Below are 16,302 nucleotides of genomic sequence, written 5' to 3'. Positions count from 1 at the left end.
GGCGCCGGCGCCAGCGGGTCAGACTGCGGCAAAAAGGACGCCCCATGACCACCAAGCTAGACCATGCCTTCCAGGCCATCGACGCCGCCAATGCCCGCGATCCGAACATGGACGAAGGCAAGCCCGCCAACCTGCTCTATGGTCAGCGGATGACGGAACAGCAGCAGCACCTGTTTCCCCAAGCCTCGGACGCGCTGCGCATCGCCTGCCGGGGCCAGCATATCGAACGCTGGCTGCTGCCGCGCGACGCCTATCCGATGGACCGGGCGGGCTATCTGCAATGGCGACAGGAACAGGGCCGCCGCCACGCCGACCGCATCGCGGGCATCATGGCGGATGCAGGCTACGACCAGGACGACATCGCCCAGGCGCGCAAGATGCTGACCAAGCAGGGGCTCAAGCGCGACGCGGAGGTGCAGGCGCTGGAGGACGTGATCTGCTTCACCTTCATCCGCTGGTATCTGGGCGACTTCATGGCGGCGATCCCCGACGAGAAGATGGACCGCATCATCCAGAAGACCGCCGCCAAGATGTCCCCCGAAGGCCGCGCGCGGGCGCTGGAGGAGTTCCCGATGCCCGAGGCCCTGGCCCGGCATTTCCGCCAGTGATGCGCCCATGACAACCAAAGCCGTCATCGTCTCGCACGGCCAGCCCGGCGATCCCGGCCCGCAGCAGCAGGCCATCGAGGATCTGGCCGTCCGCGTCGCCGCCTGCGATCCCGGCTGTCCGGTCGCGGGCGCGACGCTGGCCATGCCCGGCGCGCTGGCTGCGGTCGCGGACGGTAACAGCCTGATCTATCCGATGTTCATGGCGGAAGGCTGGTTCACCCGCAGCGAACTGCCCCGCCGACTGGCCCAGGCGGGCGCGGGGGGGGCACGCGTGCTGCGTCCCTTCGGCACCGATCCGGCGCTGCCCGGCCTGATCGTGGCGCAGGCCCATGCCGCAGCCGCGGCCCAAGGCTGGGCGCCGGGGGACACCACACTGCTGCTGTCCGCGCATGGTTCGCAGCGGTCGCAGGCGTCCTTCACCATCACCACGGCGCTTGCCGAAAGCATCGCCCCGCATTTCGCGCGGGTGGTCACGGGCTTTGTCGAACAGGAACCCTTCATCGCCGATGCCGCAAAGGGGCTGGAACGCGCCGTCAGCCTGCCCTTCTTCGCGCTCAGGGCCGAGCATGTCCTGGACGACCTGCCGACGGCCCTGGATCAGGCGGGCTTCACCGGCCCGCGCCTTGACCCCATCGGCCTTGCGCCCGAGGTGCCCGCGCTGATCGCCGCCAGCATCCGCGCGGCGCTATAGATCCCTGGCGTAATAGGCATAGCCCGCGACCTCGACGAACCCCTGCCGGTCATAGGTCGCCCGCGCGCCGGTATTGGCGCGGCTGACGGCCAGGCCGATCCGGGTGGCGCCCTGTTCCGCCGCCCACTGCGCCGCCTGCCGCATCATCCAGCCCGCCAGTCCACGACGGCGGAACTGCGGCAGGACCTCGACCGCATGGACCATCGCCACATCGCCACACAGCGCGGCGAAGCCCGCCCCTGCCGCGCGGTCGTCGATGCGGCCCAGGATCGCGGTCCGGGGGCCGGTCACGCGGTCCATCACCGCCTGCCGCGCCGGGTTGATGTTGCCCGCCGCCCAGAGGTCGCGCTGGATCGCGAGCGGCGGCCAGATGGCGAAGGTCGTCAAGGACGGGATCGCCCGGTCGGTCAGCGCGGAGATCGGCGCGGCCATGATCGCGGTCGGCGTTTCGTGCCGGTAACCGGCGGCAAGCAGCGCTTCGGCCAGGGCGGCATCACCGTCCGGCACGCGGAACATCGGCTGCTGGCCCCAGGCGCGGTGGATCGCCTCGGCTGCCGCGATGTCGGTCCCGGTCCAGGCCCCGACCGCGCGAGCCGAACTGACACGTCCCCCGGCGCCCAGGCCGCGGCCCACGCGGAAGCCACCGGCGTCGGCGTATTCGGCGGCAGGCCAAGTGTCCTCGAAAGCCTGGGCCAGGGCGGGGTCCATCACAACGACAACCGCTGTTTCAGCGCGGCCATCGCCTGCGCCACGCGATCCGCGTCAAGGCCGCGCACCACAAGGTTCGTGCCCCAGCCGGACGGATCCTGGAAGGGATAGGAGCCCAGCGACAGGTCGGGATAATCGCCCGCCACGGCGCGCAGCCCCTCGGCCACCTCGCTTTCGCCGCGCCGCACCTCGACGCTTTGGGACTGGACAGGGCGGCCGCCGGGCAGGCGCGGGATCAGCCAATCGACCATGCCGCGAAACACCTCGGGGACGCCGGCCATCACATGGGTGTTGCCGATGGAAAAGCCCGGCGCGGCGGATACCGCGTTCTGGATCAGCGTCGCGCCCACCGGCACGCGCGCCATGCGCAGCCGGTTTGGGGTCAGTTCGGTACCCATGCGGTCGCAACGGGCCTGCAGCAGGGCCCGCGCCTCGGGGTGGATCTCGACCGTGGTGCCATGGGCGGCGGCAACCGCATCGGCGGTGATGTCGTCATGGGTGGGGCCGATGCCGCCGCTGGTGAACAGCAGGTCGTAATCCCCGCCCAGGCTGCGGTCCAGGGCGCGGATGGCGGCGACGATGCGGTCGTGATCGTCGGCCACCACACGGATTTCGCGCAGGTCGAAGCCGGTCGCGGACAGCACCTGCGCCAGGTGATGGGCGTTCCCCTCGCGCGTGCGGCCGGACAGGATCTCGTCCCCGATCACCAGGATCGCCGCCGTCGGATTGTCGGATTGCATCGTCCCGCCCCCTGAAACCTGTGCCGGGATGGTTCTATGCCGTCGTCCGGGGCTGGAACAAGGGGGCGTCCGGGACTATCTATGCGGCCAGACGAAAGGATCACCGATGGACCAAAGCCACATCACCAAGGAAGGCATCCGCATCCACGCGCGCGAGGATTTCGCGGGCATGCACAAGGCGGGGGCCGTGGCGTCGCAGATCCTGGACGAGGTCGGGCCCCTGGTCCGCCCCGGCGTCACCACCGGCGCCCTGGACGATTTCATCACCCGGCGGGTGCAGGAACTGGGCGTCACCTCGGCCACCATCGGCTATCGCGGCTATGAACATGCCAGTTGCATCAGCGTGAACCATGTGGTCTGCCACGGCATCCCCGGCGACAAGATCCTGTCGGACGGCGACATCCTGAACATCGACGTGACGGTGATCGTGGACGGCTGGTATGGCGATTCCAGCCGCATGTATGTGGCGGGCAAGGCATCCATCAAGGCGCGGCGGCTGATCCAGGTGACGCATGATTCGCTGATGAAGGGGATCGAGGCCGTGCGCCCCGGCGCGACCTTCGGCGACATCGGCGCGGCGATCCAGTCCTATGCCGAAGGCCACGGCATGTCGGTCGTGCGCGACTTCTGCGGCCACGGACTGGGCCGGGTGTTCCACGCCCCGCCGAACGTCCTGCATTTCGGCCGCCCCGGCAAGGGCCCGGTGCTGGAGGAAGGCATGTTCTTCACCATCGAGCCGATGATCAACCTGGGCCGCCCGGAAACCAAGGTTCTGGCCGACGACTGGACCGCCGTGACCCGCGACAAGTCGCTGTCCGCGCAGTTCGAGCATTCCATCGGCGTGACGGCGGACGGCTGCGAGATCTTCACGGGTTCGGACAAGTTCTTCCCGGATCTCGGCTAACCCGCATCGGGCGATGGCGCGGGCGGCCTGACCCGCATCACCGCGCAATAGAGCGCGGGCACGAAGACCAGCGTGATCAGCGTGCCTGCGATGATGCCGCCCATCATGGCAAAGGCCATCGGCCCCCAGAACACCTGCCGCGCGATGGGGATCAGCGCCAGGGACGCCGCCGCCGCCGTCAGAAGGATCGGCCGGGCGCGGCTGTCTGATGCCTCGAACACGGCATTCCACTGGCTGCGGCCCTTGTGCAGCAGTTCCTGGATCTCGTGGACCAGGATGACCGAGTTGCGGATCAGGATGCCGATCAGCGCCAGGATCCCCAGGATCGCCACGAAGCCCATCGGCACGCCGAAGGGCACCAGCACCGCCACCACCCCGATCAGGCCCAGGGGGGCTGCGGCAAAGACGATCAGCGACAGGCGGAAGCTTTGCATCTGCGTCATCACCAGCAGCGCCATGATCAGCAGCATCACGGGCACCACGGCGGCGATGGGTTCCTGGCTGTCGGCCGAGCTTTCCACCGTGCCGCCCACCGCGATGGTCACGTCCGAAGGCAGGCCCGCCTGGAATTCGGCGACCGCCGGAGCCAGCGCGCTGACCAGCGTGGCGGGCTGGTCCCTGGTCGAGATCGCGGCCTTGACCGTGACCGTCGGCAACCCGTTCCGTTGCGCGATCAGCGGCTGTTCGGTCGCGTAATCCAGCGACACGATGGACGACAGGGGCGTCCCGTCCCCGTTCGGCAGGCGCAGTTGCAGGTTGCGGATGGATTGGAGCGAGGTGCGGTCCTCGGCCTCGCCGCGTCCCACCACGTCGATCAGGAAGATGTCGTCGCGCAACTGGGTGACGACCTGGCCGGAAAACAGCGCCGACAGGGTGTCGGCCACGTCCTGCGTCGTAAGCCCTAGCCGCCGCGCCTGGTCCTGGTCGATTTCCAGCCGGATCACGCGCGCGGGCTCGTTCCAGTCCATCGAGATGTCGCGCAGGCGCGGTTCCCCCGCAAGCACCGCCGCAAGGTCGCGGGCGGCATCGCGCGCCTTGTCTGGATCGGGCGCGCTGACGCGGTATTGCACGGGCTTGCCAACCGGCGGGCCGATTTCCAGGTTCTTGACGAAGATATCGACGCCCGCGAATTCGCGCGCCGCCTTGTCCATCAGCAACGCCTTCAGCCGGTCGCGCCCGGCCAGATCGGGGGTCTGGATGACGATCTGGCCCATATAGGGCCCCGGCGTCGGCACATCCATGGCCAGCACGAAGCGGGGCGCACCGCTGCCGACATAGGATGTCCAGAACAGCACGTCGTCGTTGTCCTTCAGCACCGCTTCCAGCCGGTCCATGTCGGCGCGCGTCCTGGCGATGGAGGTGTTCTGGCGTTCGACGATATCGACCAGAACCTCGGTCCGGTCGGATGTGGGGAAGAACTGCTGTTCCACGAAGCGCATCCCCCAGACGGATGCGGCAAACAGCACCAGCGTGATCGCGATCACGATCCACCTGTGGCGCATCGACCACAGCAGCAGCCCGTGGAACCGCCGCCGCAGCCAACCGGGCTTGTGTTCGTGATGCGCGGCATAGGTGCGCAGGAAGGTCACGCCCAGCAGGGGCGCGAACAGCACGGCGACGATCCAGGAGATCACCAGCGACACGGCGATCACCACGAACAGCGAGAAGGTGAATTCCCCCGCCGCCGAACTGTTCAGTCCGATGGGGATGAAGCCCGCCACCGTGACCAGCGTGCCGGTCAGCATCGGAAAGGCGATCGAGGTCCAGGCATAGCTGGCCGCGGATTCCAGCGACTCGCCGATCTCCAGCCGGGAAATCATCGTCTCGATGGCGATCATCGCGTCATCGACCAGCAGGCCAAGCGCGATGATGAGCGCCCCAAGCGAAATCCGCTGCAGGGTGATGCCATACAGATCCAGGATCACGAAGGTGATCGCCAGCACCAGCGGAATGGTCAGCGTGACGACGAACCCCGCGCGGAAGCCCAGGCTGATGAAGCTGACGACCAGGACGATCAGGACGGCCTCGGCCAGGGCCCGGACGAAATGGCCGACGGCGTGATCCACCACATGCGGCTGGTCGGCGACCTTGGCCATCTCGATCCCGATGGGCAGTTCGGCGGCCACGCGCTCCATCAGCGCGTCCAGGGCCTTGCCGAATTCCAGGATGTTCTCGCCCTCGCGCATGCCGATCTGCAGGCCGATGGCAGGCTGGCCGTTGTATCGGAACAGCGACTGCGGCGGATCGGCATAGCCGCGCGTGACGGTGGCCACGTCGCCCAGGTTAAAGAACCGTTCGCCCACGCGCAGGTTCACGGCGGCGATGGAGTCCGCGTCGTCGAACTGCCCGCCCACGCGGACAAGCACCTGTTCCGGCCCCGCCTGGATCACCCCCGAAGGCGAGATCGCGTTCTGCTGGGCCAGCGTCGCCACCACCTGCTGCTGGTTCAGCCCAAGCGCCGCCAGGCGGGCGGCCGAGAATTCCAGATAGATCTGCTCCTCCTGCTCGCCCAGAAGCTCGGTCTTGCCTGCGGCGTCCAGGGCTGCCACCTGCTTGCGGATGCGTTCCACCCGGTCGCGCAATTCGCGCGGGCTGAAGCCGTCGGCGGTGAAGGCATAGATGTTGCCATACACGTCGCCGAAGTCGTCGTTGAACTGGAAGCCCGCGAATTCCTGCGGGAAATCCGGGCGGATGTCGGACATCATCTCGCGCACGCGCTTCCAGATTTCCGGCACCCTGGGGCCGCGGGTCGTGTCCAGCAGTTCCAGATAGACGACCGCCTGCCCCGGCATCGTCACCGAGCGGGTGAAGTTCAGCTCGTCCAGTTCCTCCAGCTTCTTCTCGATGCGGGTGGTGACCTGGTTCAGCGTTTCATCCACGGTGGCGCCGGGCAGGGCGGCGCTGATGACCATGGTCTTGATGGTGAAGTTCGGGTCTTCCTCGCGCCCCAGATTGGCATAGCTGATCGCCCCCGCCACCAGCGAGACGATCAGCAGGAACCACACGAAGCTGCGATGGTGCAGCGCCCAGTCGGACAGGTTGAAGCGGCTCATGGCTGGACCCTTGGCCCGACGGGCTGGCCATCGGTCAGCGAATGGATGCCCCGGACCACCACCTCGTCGCCGGGGCGGAGCCCCTCGCCGATCAGCACGCTGCCGTGCAGTTCGGCGGCGGGGGTGATGCGCACGGCCTCGACCCGCGCGCCGTCGCCGTCGCGCAGGACACGCCAGACATGGGGGGCGCCGTCGCGCTGGAAGATCGCGGCCGCCGACAGCATCAGCGCAGGGTCGCTGGCCGTGCCAAGGCGGGCGCGGATCAGCGCGCCAAGGCGGAAGGGCGAATCCGGCGGCAGGGTCAGATACAGCCGCCGGGTCCGGGTCGCCGCATCGGCGATGGGGTCGATCCGGTTCAGCACGGCACGGACCTGCCGGCTGGGGTCGGTGCGCTGCCAGACGGTGAAGACCGCATCATCCGGCAACCCCGCCAGGGCGGATTCGGGCAGGTCGATCACGGCTTCCCTCTGGTCTTCGGCCGACAGTTGCAGGACGGGCGTTCCCGCCTCCAGCACGCTGCCGGGCGTTTCATAGACGGCGCTGACGACGCCCGGAAAGGGCGCGGTCATGCGGGCGAAGCCCAGGGTGTCGCGCGCCTGGACCAGGGCGGACCGGGCCTGCTCGGCCCCCGCATCGGCGGCGGCGGCGGCACGCTGGGCCTGTTCCAATTGCGCCGCCGTCGCCACATTGCGGGCGGCCAGTGCCTCGGTCCGCTCCAGCGTCAGGCGGGCGGTGTCGCGCTGGACCTCGGCCGCGGCCAGAGCCGCCTCGGCGGCGCGGGTGGTCGCCGCCAGATCCTCGGCCGCAAGGTTCGCCAGCACGTCGCCTTGGGCCACCCGGTCGCCCAGATCCACATTGCGCGACACCATCCGCCCCAGGGTCTGGAAGGCCATCGTCACCTGCGTGCGCGAGGCGACGGTGCCGGGAATCCAGCGCGCATCCTCGCCCCGGTCCTCAACGATCTCGGACACAACGGGGCGGACGGGGACCGCATCCTCGGCATGGGAACTGAGATCCAGCCAGGACGGCAGGTCCAGCGCGGCGGCGGGCCCGGCGCCTGCAAGGGCGGCCAGCAAGGCAAGCATCCGCATCATGGCAGCACCTCGGCCCGCCGGACCTGCCTGCCGGGATAGAGAAGCTGGGATCCCGCGCCCACCACGATGTCGCCCGGCTTGATCCCGTCCGACAGATAGACCACGTCATTGGCGAACTGGCCGATGGTGACGGGCACAAGGCTGACGCGGTTTTCCGCATCGACACGCCAGACCGCCGGTCCGTCGCCATCGCGCATCAGCGCCGTCCAGGGCACCGCGATCCCGGTGGCGGCGGTGATGTCCACATGGCCGCGCACGGCCGCGCCCAGAAGCGCGGTGTCGCCCTTCACATCGTCGATCCTGACCCGCATCGTCACCGTCCCGCTGGCCGGATCGACCAGGGGCGAGATTTCGGTGACGGTTCCCCGCATCTCGGGGCGGTCGATGTCGATGGTGTCCAGCCGCACCGAACTGCCCATGGCGCTGTCCAGCCGGGGATGATCCGGGGCATCGAACACGGCCTCCAGCCCGTCCAGCGTGGCGATTGTCAGCACGACCTGCGCCGCGCCGACGATCTGGCCGGGCGCCATGTCGCGGGCGGTGACGACCCCGTCGCCCGGCGCGCGCAGGATCGTGTCCCTGACCGCGCGCCGGGCCTGGTCCAGCGTGCTTTCGGCGCGTTCCACCGCGCCCTGCGCCTCGGACAGGGCCTGCACGGCATCATCGCGGGCGGCGCGGGTGCCGACGCCCCGGTCCAGCAAGGCCTGGGCCCGGTCGCTTGCCTGCCGGGCCTGCGACAAGGCCGCGCGGGCGGCAGCCAGCCCGGCCTCGGCCACGCGCAGGGCCTGGTCCTGCTGGACCGAATCCAGGCGCGCAAGCTCCTGTCCCTCGGCCACGCGGTCGCCCTTGTCCACCTGAACGTCGGTCACGCGGCCCGCCTGGCGAAAGCTCATCTCGACGCTGTCGGTGGCGGCGATGCTGCCCGACAATTGCAAGTCCAGCCGGACCGGCCTTTCCTCGGCCGCGACCAGTTCGACGCGCAGCAGGTCATCCTGTGCAAGTGCCGGGCACCCCGGCAACACCGCCAGGGCAATGACCCATGCAAACCGAAATATCCGCATGAACACGTCCTATCAAATGTCGCATTTGTGCGTCACAACCGGGTCCGGGGAAAGGCCCCTTTCCTATGTCACCGCGGCCTTGTGATGAAAATTCTCATCATCCCAGGAACCGTCGCGCAGGATCCGGGCCAGCGTCTCGACCGCATGGCCCACATCGTCCAACGTGTTGTAAAGCGGCGCGAAGCCGAAGCGCAGCACATCGGGGGCGCGGAAATCGCCCACCACGCCCGCCGCGATCAGCGCCTGCATGACCGCATAGCCCTGGGGATGGCGGAAACTGACCTGCGATCCGCGCCGGGCCGGGTCGCGGGGCGAATTCAGCACAAGATCGGGGCATTGCGCCTCGACCCCCGCGATGAAGGCCTGGGTCAGTTCGATGGACCGGGCGCGCAGGTCCGGCAGCGCGACGCCGTCCCAGACATCCAGCGCGGCATCCAGCGCGGTCAGGGCGATCACCGGCGGCGTGCCGACGCGCATCCGTTCGATCCCCGCCGCCGGGCGATAGCCCAGGTCAAAGGCGAAGGGCGCATCATGGCCCATCCAGCCCTGCAGGATCGGCTGGGCCGTATCGGCATGGCGGGGATGGGTCCAGATGAAGGCCGGCGCGCCCGGCCCGCCGTTCAGGTATTTATAGGTGCAGCCGACCGCGAAATCGGCATCCGCCCCGGCCAGGTCCACGTCCACCGCCCCCGCCGAATGGGCCAGATCCCACAGCGCCAGCGCGCCCGCGTCATGGGCGCGGGCCGTCAGCGCGGCCATGTCGTGGCGCCGCCCGGTGCGGTAATCGACCTCGGTCAGCATCAGCACGGCCAGATCGGGAGCGATGGCCGCCTCGACCTCCTCGGGGGCGACCACGCGCAATTCGGCGCCCACGGCGCGGGCCAGGCCTTCGGCCACATACAGGTCGGACGGGAAATTGCCGCTGTCGGACAGGATCACCCGGCGGCCGGGGCGCAGGGCCAGGGCGGCGCTGAGCGCCTGGAACACCTTGATCGACAGCGTGTCGCCCATCACGACCTCGCCCGGTCCGGCGCCAATCAGCCGGGCGATGCGGTCGCCGACCTTGCGCGGCTGGACATACCAGCCCGCCTTGTTCCAGCCGGTAATCAGCATGTCCGACCATTCATCCGCCATCATCCGCGCCACGCGGTCCCTGGCGGCAAGGGGCATCGGTCCCAGCGAATTGCCGTCCAGGTAGGTGATCCCCTGCGGCAGGTGAAAGGCGCGGCGTGTGGCGGCGAAATCGGTCATGGCTCTCTCCATCTTGACCGCAGGCTAGCAGCCCCCATTCATGCCGGAAAGAGAGAGGCAGGATGATCTATCACATCACCGACTGGGACGACGCCTATGCGAACACCGTCCATATCCCCCAGGGCGAAGGCTTCGTGCCGCGCTGGCAGGATGCCTCGGCCCGGTTCCGCGCGGCGCACCCGCCCGAGCCGCTGGGCCGGGGGCACCTGTTCCGCCCTGCGGGGGCGCCGCAGGGGCTGATGGTCTTTGTCCATGGCGGCTACTGGATGGAAACCGGCCCCGGCCTCTGGTCGCATCTGGCGGCAGGCGCGCTGGCGCGCGGCTGGGCGGTCGCCCTGCCCGCCTATACCCTGGCGCCCGAGGCGCGCATCACGCAGATGGTGCAAGAGGTCGCCGCCGCGATTGCAGAGGCGGCAGGCCGCATCGGCGGCCCCATCGCGCTGACCGGCCATTCGGCGGGCGGGCATCTGGCCGCGCGGATGGTCTGCGACGACGGCACCCTGCCCGGTGCGGTGGCCGCGCGGGTGACGGGCTGTGTCCCGATCTCTCCGCTGTCCGACCTGCGCCCGCTTCTGCGCACGGCCATGAACGGCACGCTGCGGCTGGACGCGGCCGAGGCCGCCGCTGAAAGCCCCGCCCTGCTGGCCCCGCGCCCCGGCATCCCCGTCACCACCTGGGTCGGCGGCATGGAACGGCCCGAGTTCCTGCGCCAGGCCCGGCTGCTGGCGAATGTCTGGGCCGGGCTGGGGGCTGCGACCGATTGCGTCATCGACCCCGGCCGCCACCATTTCGACGTGATCGAGGGGCTGGAACGCCCGGACAGTCCGCTGCTGGACCGGCTGCTGACGCCATGAAGCGTGCGACAATCGTTGCGCTGATTGCCCTGGCGGGGCTGCCGACCGGCTGGTTCGGGGCAAGGGCCCTGACGCCGGAACTGGACCGCGCGGCGCAAGGGATTGCGCTGTTCAAGACCTATTGCCTGCCCTTGGCGCGCCACGAAAGGCCCCAAGTCGGCCCCGCCCTGGAGCCCTTGAAAATCTCGCTTGGGCCAGACCCGTTCTTCGATCCCCGCAGCGGATGGCTTCTGGAACGTACCGAACGCGAATGTTCCATCACTGACGTGATGCGGCTGTTGACCAAGGACGAACGAGACCGCTTTGCCGCCCTTGCGGCCGAGGCGATCCCGCCAGCCTTGCCCATGCTGGAGCCAGGCGTGCTGCAAAGACCGTTCCGTTTCGATGCCCTGCACTTCTGGGCGCAATATCCACCTGGCGACAAGCGCCGATGGGGCGTCAATCTTGTGCGCTTCGCTGCCGAGGGACCGGACAGCAACACCACGCTCAGCATTACGGCCCCGCCCTTTGCCGTGGTCAGCCCGTGAAATCCGCCACCGCAGCCCCGGTCAAATCCAGGAGCACCTGCGGCGCAATCGCAAAGACATGGCGCGGCGTGCCTGCCGCCGCCCAGACCCGGTCGAAGTCCAGCAGGCGCGGGTCGAAGAAGGCCGTCACGGGCTTCAGGTGCCCGACCGGGGCCACGCCGCCGATGGCGAAGCCGGTTTCCTCGCGGATCAGGGCGGCGTCGGCCTTGCCCAGGGGCTGGCCCGCGACTGCCGTGGCCTTTGCCGGATCGACGCGGTTGCCGCCGGCGGTCAGGAACAGGACGACATGGCCCGTGTCCTCGCCGCGGAAGATGATCGACTTGGCGATCTGATCGACCGCGCAGCCCGCTGCCCGCGCGGCATCTTCGGCCGTGCGGGTGCTATCCGCCATCTCAAGGATCTCGACCGCCACGCCTGCCGCATCCAGGGCCGCGCGGACCCGTCCCAGGCTCTTGCTCATTCCTGCCCCCCTTTTTGTCGCGCGCACCCTAGCGGCGGCGAAGGGGCGCGAAAAGCCCAGGGCATCGCCTTGCGCCTGCGCGTCAGGCATGATGTTCCACAAGGCAACGCAACAAGGAGGCTTGGCCCATGAACGTCTATACCCTTCTGGTCGAGGTGGGCCGGTCCAGGAACGACGGCCTGCCCGACGGATCGACCGGCGCCGCGCTGATCTGCTATGCCTCTGGCCGCGACGAGGCCGAGGCGGTGCGCGAAACCGTGGCGATCCTCAAGCAGGCCGATCTCGCGCCGCTGGACGTGACCGGATACGGCACGCTGGACGAACGCCTGGCCGAGGGCCACGAGATCGACGAGGACGAACGCGCCCTGATGCAGCGCGCCCTGGACGAAAACTCGGTCATCGTCGCGCAGATGCAGCCCTTTTTCAAAGGCTGCGAAGGCGCAGACGACGATGAGGGGACGGTTCACTGACGGGCGAGGCGGCCCTATTCAACCGCAAGTGTCTTCGCTAGACTGCCTTCCAACAAAAAACAGCAGCAGTTACGGACAGGCGATCCCCATGACCATGACCCGCATCTTCCTGACCACCGCCTTGGTGGGCGCACTGGCGTCCTGCGGGGGCGCGATGAACCGCGCGCCCGGCGCGATGACCGGCAGCGGCCCGGTCACGCCCGCGCCGATCCCGCAGGCTTCGGCCGGGGACGAGGCGGGCTTGCAGCGCTTCGTGCAGTCCTTCCGGCCGCGCGCCATCGCCTCGGGCATCTCGCCCGCCACATACGATCGCGCCATGCGGATCGCCCGCTACAACCCCGACGTGATCCGCCTGGACCGCAAGCAGGCCGAGTTCAGCCGCCCCGTCTGGCTGTATCTGGACAGCGCCGTGTCCGAGGTGCGCGTCACCACCGGCCGCCAGAAGGCCGCGCAACTGGCGGGCATCCTGTCCCGGATCGAGGCGCGCTATGGCGTGCCGCGCGAGATCGTGCTGGCCGTCTGGGGGATGGAATCGAACTTCGGCGCCAACCGGGGCAAGATGCAGATCATCCCTTCTCTGGCCACCTTGGCCTATGACGGCCGCCGGGGCGAGATGTTCCAGAACCAGTTGATCGCCTCGCTGAAGATCCTGCAGGCGGGCGACACCGATCCCGAACACATGCTGGGAAGCTGGGCGGGGGCCATGGGCCACACGCAGTTCATGCCGACTTCGTATCTGGATTACGCCGTCGATTTCAACGGCGACGGGCGGCGCGACATCTGGTCGGACGACCCGACCGATTCGCTGGCCTCGACCGCGAACTATCTGCGCCGCAACGGCTGGATCCCCGGCCAGGCCTGGGGGGCCGAGGTGCAACTGCCGCCGGGCTTCAACATGGGCCTGGTCGGCAAGGGCACGCGCCGGTCGGACTGGGCCGCGCAGGGCGTGCGCCGGATCGGCGGCGGCGCGCTGCCCGGCGGGAACGGGTCCATCATCATGCCGGCGGGGGCGAATGGCCCGGCCTTCCTGATCCTCGACAACTTCCGCTCGATCCTGCGCTACAACAACTCGGACAACTACGCGCTTGGCGTGGCCTTCCTGGGCGAGCGCATCGCGGGCCGCGCAGGGATCCAGGGGTCGTGGCCAAGGAACGACCGCCCCCTGTCCACCGGCGAACGCCAGGAAATCCAGCAGCGCCTGCGCGCCAAGGGTTTCTACAACGGCGAGATCGACGGGCTGTTCGGATCGGCCACGATGGAATCGGTCGCGGCCTACCAGCGGTCGATCGGGGTCACGCCGGACGGCTATCCGACCTCGATCCTGCTGGGTCAGTTGCGGCGGTAAGCAAGAGGGGCGCCCAATGAGGGCGCCCTTTTTTTCGTGGCCTCAAGCCCACAGCCATCATCGGGTGTCGGCTATCCAGAAGCCATGGTGGACATGACGAGGGCAGTTTCAAGCTTTTGCGGCCCCCGGAGACGCGCTGAATTACATCAAGGGAGCGGCGGCCATGTCAGCAAGTGCCGGGATGTTTTCACAATCCTTCTTCCACGGAACCAAGGCTGATTTGAAACCAGGAGACCTGATCGTCGCAGGGTACCAGTCCAACTTCACTGACGCCAAGCCGCTGTCCTGGGTGTATTTTACCGCCACGCTGGATGCGGCAATCTGGGGCGCTGAACTGGCTGCCGGCCCAAGGCCGGAACGGATCTATGTGGTCGAACCAACCGGGCCAATCATGGACGATCCCAACCTGACCGATAAGAAATTCCCCGGCAATCCGACCCTTTCCTATCGTTCACGCGACCCGCTGCGAATCCTTGCCGAAGTGACAAGGTGGCAAGGGCACTCCCCTGACCGGCTACAGCAGATGAAGGATGGTCTCGCCCGTCTGAGCGCCGAGGATGCCAGAATCATCGACTGACCGGATTGTCCGCAAGGCAGGCCCTGGCCTTCGGCACCCTCCCCCTATCGCAGCCACCCCTCAAACGCCGCCAGAACCTCCTCGTAAACCCCGCGTTTGAAGGGCACGATGTTTTCCAGCAGCGCGGCGGCGGGCATCCAGCGCCATTCCTGAAACTCGGGGTGATCGGTGTCGATGCGGATATCGGCATCGTCCCCCAGAAACCGCATCAGCACCCATTTCTGGCGCTGCCCGCCATACCTGCCCTTCCAGACCTTGCCCAGAAGCTCGGGCGGCAGGTCGTAACAGACCCAGCCGGGAGTTTCGGCCAGAACCTCGACCTGGTCCGGGGAAACGCCGGTTTCCTCGACCAGTTCGCGCAGGGCGGCCGTGCGGGGATCCTCGCCCTCGTCGATGCCGCCCTGGGGCATCTGCCAGGCGCCGGGCATGTCGATGCGCTGGCCCGCGAAGACCAGCCCGTCGGCGTTGATCAGCACCACGCCCGCGCAGGGGCGATAGGGCAGCCCGCCCGGTCCCGTCCGTTCCGCCTCAGCCATTCGTCTTGGCAGCCCCTTCGGTGCCCGACCCCTCGCCCGTGACGGCGGGGGTTTCGCTGGCAGGCACCTGGCCCGCCTGGAAATCGACGGCGGCCAAGCCCTTGAGGATGTCCACGGCATAGGCCAACTGGTAATCCTCCTCGCGCAGCTTGGCGGTCGCCTCGACCTCGGCGGCTTCTTCCTCGATCTGCTTCTTCTCGTCGTCGCTGACCGAATCGTTGTTCAGCGCGCCGCGCAGGTCGGCCTCGGACCGGCCGAAGTTCGACTGCGTGCGGGGGCCCTGCTTCTCGTCCTCGGGTTTGGCGGCGGGCTTGGGCTGCGCCACCAGGATGTCGGGCTGGATGCCCAACGACTGGATCGAGCGGCCCGACGGCGTGTAATAACGCGCCGTGGTCAGCCGGATGGCGCTGTCGGCCGTCACCGGCATGACCGTCTGGACCGACCCCTTGCCGAAGGTCTTTTCGCCCACGACGATGGCGCGGCGGTGGTCCTGCAGCGCGCCCGCGACGATTTCCGACGCACTGGCCGAACCGCCATTGGTCAGCACCACCATGGGTTTGCCCTGGGCCAGGTCACCGGGCTCGGCGTTCCAGCGCTCGCTTTCCTCGGGGTTGCGGCCACGGGTGCTGACGATCTCGCCTGCGTCCAGGAAGGCGTCCGAAACGCTGATCGCCTGGTTCAGCAGGCCGCCGGGGTTGTTGCGCAGATCCAGCACGAAGCCCGTGACCTTGTCGATCCCGCCCGCGTCCTTGACGCCCTTTTCCAGTTCGGACTTCAACGTGTCATAGGTTTCGTCGTTGAAGGTCGAGACGCGCAGGACGACCGAATGACCCTCGACCCGCGTCTTGACCACCGTCAGCTTGATCGTGTCGCGCGTCATGGTCAGGTCGAAGGGCTCGGTCTCGCCTTCGCGCAGGATGGTGACGGTTATTTCCGACCCGATGGGGCCGCGCATCATGTCCACCGCCTGGTCCAGCGTCAGGCCCATCAGCGATTCGCCGTTCACATGGGTGATGAAATCGCCCGACTTGACCCCCGCCTGCGCCGCCGGCGTGTCGTCGATGGGCGAGACGACCTTGACCAGCCCGTCCTCCTGGCTGACCTCGATCCCCAGGCCGCCGAAGCTGCCGCGGGTCTGGGTCTGCATGTCCTCGTAATCGTTGGCCGACAGGAAGGAAGAATGCGGATCCAGCGATGTCAGCATCCCGTTGATCGCGGCCTCGATCAGCTTCTTGTCGTCGGGCGCCTCGACATAATCGGCGCGGACCCGTTCGAAGACATTGCCGAACAGTTCCAGCTGTTCATAGATCGAGGCGTTGGAGCCGGTTTCCTGCGCCACCAGCGGACCGGCGATCTGGGTGGTCAGCAGGGCCCCGGCCAGAACGCCGCCCACGCCTGCGATCAGATAATGTTTCATGTCGGC

Annotated in this window: 17 protein-coding genes; 8 read left to right on the top strand and 9 right to left on the bottom strand. The window is 68.3% G+C overall.

Annotation, left to right across the window (positions count from 1 at the left end; genetic code table 11):
• Positions 1-44 precede the first annotated feature (44 nt).
• Together AAIL68_RS01095 and AAIL68_RS01090 are read left to right on the top strand one after the other, a co-directional pair.
• Complete coding sequence (locus AAIL68_RS01095) at positions 45-608, top strand: DUF4202 domain-containing protein (protein ID WP_347137638.1); 564 nt, start codon at positions 45-47, stop codon at positions 606-608.
• Positions 609-615: 7 nt separating this feature from the next.
• Entirely contained in the window at positions 616-1,299 is a 684-nt protein-coding gene (locus AAIL68_RS01090; protein ID WP_347137637.1) for a CbiX/SirB N-terminal domain-containing protein, read from the top strand.
• Here the strand turns inward: AAIL68_RS01090 and AAIL68_RS01085 are convergent.
• Positions 1,294-2,007, bottom strand: coding sequence for a GNAT family N-acetyltransferase (locus AAIL68_RS01085; protein WP_347137636.1), 714 nt, complete (start codon positions 2,005-2,007; stop codon positions 1,294-1,296). The genes AAIL68_RS01090 and AAIL68_RS01085 overlap by 6 nt on opposite strands.
• A complete protein-coding gene (locus AAIL68_RS01080; RefSeq protein WP_347137635.1) occupies positions 2,007-2,747 on the bottom strand; it encodes a molybdopterin-binding protein in 741 nt (246 codons plus the stop codon). Before AAIL68_RS01080 ends, AAIL68_RS01085 begins: the two co-directional genes overlap by 1 nt.
• 106 nt (positions 2,748-2,853) lie before the next feature.
• Here AAIL68_RS01080 and map point away from each other — a divergent pair, with 106 nt between their 5' ends.
• Positions 2,854-3,651 carry a type I methionyl aminopeptidase gene (map, locus tag AAIL68_RS01075; RefSeq protein ID WP_347137634.1) on the top strand — a complete coding sequence of 266 codons (798 nt, stop codon included), beginning with the start codon at positions 2,854-2,856 and terminating at the stop codon, positions 3,649-3,651.
• Here map and AAIL68_RS01070 read toward each other — a convergent pair.
• The 4 genes from AAIL68_RS01070 to kynU all read right to left on the bottom strand — a co-directional run bounded on the left by AAIL68_RS01070 (position 3,648) and on the right by kynU (position 10,110).
• A complete protein-coding gene (locus tag AAIL68_RS01070; RefSeq protein WP_347137633.1) occupies positions 3,648-6,704 on the bottom strand; it encodes an efflux RND transporter permease subunit in 3,057 nt (1,018 codons plus the stop codon). The genes map and AAIL68_RS01070 overlap by 4 nt on opposite strands.
• Positions 6,701-7,798, bottom strand: a complete 1,098-nt coding sequence (locus AAIL68_RS01065; protein WP_347137632.1) for an efflux RND transporter periplasmic adaptor subunit — start codon at positions 7,796-7,798, stop codon at positions 6,701-6,703. The genes AAIL68_RS01070 and AAIL68_RS01065 overlap by 4 nt, the downstream gene beginning before the upstream one ends.
• On the bottom strand, positions 7,795-8,859 hold the full coding sequence (locus AAIL68_RS01060) for an efflux RND transporter periplasmic adaptor subunit (protein ID WP_347137631.1): 1,065 nt from the start codon (positions 8,857-8,859) through the stop codon (positions 7,795-7,797). The genes AAIL68_RS01065 and AAIL68_RS01060 overlap by 4 nt, the downstream gene beginning before the upstream one ends.
• Positions 8,860-8,922: 63 nt before the next feature.
• A complete protein-coding gene (kynU, locus tag AAIL68_RS01055; protein WP_347137630.1) occupies positions 8,923-10,110 on the bottom strand; it encodes a kynureninase in 1,188 nt (395 codons plus the stop codon).
• Positions 10,111-10,172: 62 nt separating this feature from the next.
• Here kynU and AAIL68_RS01050 point away from each other — a divergent pair, with 62 nt between their 5' ends.
• Together AAIL68_RS01050 and AAIL68_RS01045 are read left to right on the top strand one after the other, a co-directional pair.
• Positions 10,173-10,964, top strand: coding sequence for an alpha/beta hydrolase (locus tag AAIL68_RS01050; RefSeq protein WP_347137629.1), 792 nt, complete (start codon positions 10,173-10,175; stop codon positions 10,962-10,964).
• The gene (locus AAIL68_RS01045; RefSeq protein ID WP_347137628.1) at positions 10,961-11,491 is read left to right on the top strand and encodes a hypothetical protein; all 531 of its coding nucleotides are present in this window, start codon (positions 10,961-10,963) and stop codon (positions 11,489-11,491) included. The genes AAIL68_RS01050 and AAIL68_RS01045 overlap by 4 nt, the downstream gene beginning before the upstream one ends.
• Here AAIL68_RS01045 and AAIL68_RS01040 read toward each other — a convergent pair.
• The gene (locus tag AAIL68_RS01040; RefSeq protein ID WP_347137627.1) at positions 11,481-11,951 is read right to left on the bottom strand and encodes a YbaK/EbsC family protein; all 471 of its coding nucleotides are present in this window, start codon (positions 11,949-11,951) and stop codon (positions 11,481-11,483) included. The two genes, AAIL68_RS01045 and AAIL68_RS01040, sit on opposite strands and share 11 nt — an antisense overlap.
• Positions 11,952-12,079: 128 nt before the next feature.
• Between AAIL68_RS01040 and AAIL68_RS01035 the strand changes: the two genes are divergently transcribed.
• From AAIL68_RS01035 to arr, 3 genes are all read left to right on the top strand, one after another.
• Positions 12,080-12,421, top strand: coding sequence for a hypothetical protein (locus AAIL68_RS01035; protein ID WP_347137626.1), 342 nt, complete (start codon positions 12,080-12,082; stop codon positions 12,419-12,421).
• 88 nt (positions 12,422-12,509) lie between these two features.
• Positions 12,510-13,766, top strand: coding sequence for a lytic murein transglycosylase (locus tag AAIL68_RS01030; RefSeq protein WP_347137625.1), 1,257 nt, complete (start codon positions 12,510-12,512; stop codon positions 13,764-13,766).
• 163 nt (positions 13,767-13,929) lie between these two features.
• On the top strand, positions 13,930-14,343 hold the full coding sequence (gene arr / locus AAIL68_RS01025) for an NAD(+)--rifampin ADP-ribosyltransferase (RefSeq protein WP_347137624.1): 414 nt from the start codon (positions 13,930-13,932) through the stop codon (positions 14,341-14,343).
• Between the two features lie 44 nt (positions 14,344-14,387).
• Here the strand turns inward: arr and AAIL68_RS01020 are convergent, their stop codons facing one another.
• Together AAIL68_RS01020 and AAIL68_RS01015 are read right to left on the bottom strand one after the other, a co-directional pair.
• Positions 14,388-14,879 carry an RNA pyrophosphohydrolase gene (locus AAIL68_RS01020; RefSeq protein WP_347137623.1) on the bottom strand — a complete coding sequence of 164 codons (492 nt, stop codon included), beginning with the start codon at positions 14,877-14,879 and terminating at the stop codon, positions 14,388-14,390.
• Positions 14,872-16,296 (bottom strand): S41 family peptidase, encoded by a 1,425-nt coding sequence (locus tag AAIL68_RS01015; protein WP_347137622.1) that lies wholly within the window; start codon positions 16,294-16,296, stop codon positions 14,872-14,874. The genes AAIL68_RS01020 and AAIL68_RS01015 overlap by 8 nt, the downstream gene beginning before the upstream one ends.
• Between the last annotated feature and the right edge of the window lie 6 nt (positions 16,297-16,302).

The organism is Paracoccus sp. SSK6 (assembly GCF_039770665.1).
In the GTDB taxonomy this organism is placed as follows: domain Bacteria; phylum Pseudomonadota; class Alphaproteobacteria; order Rhodobacterales; family Rhodobacteraceae; genus Paracoccus.
This window is presented reverse-complemented; position numbering and strand designations above follow the sequence as displayed.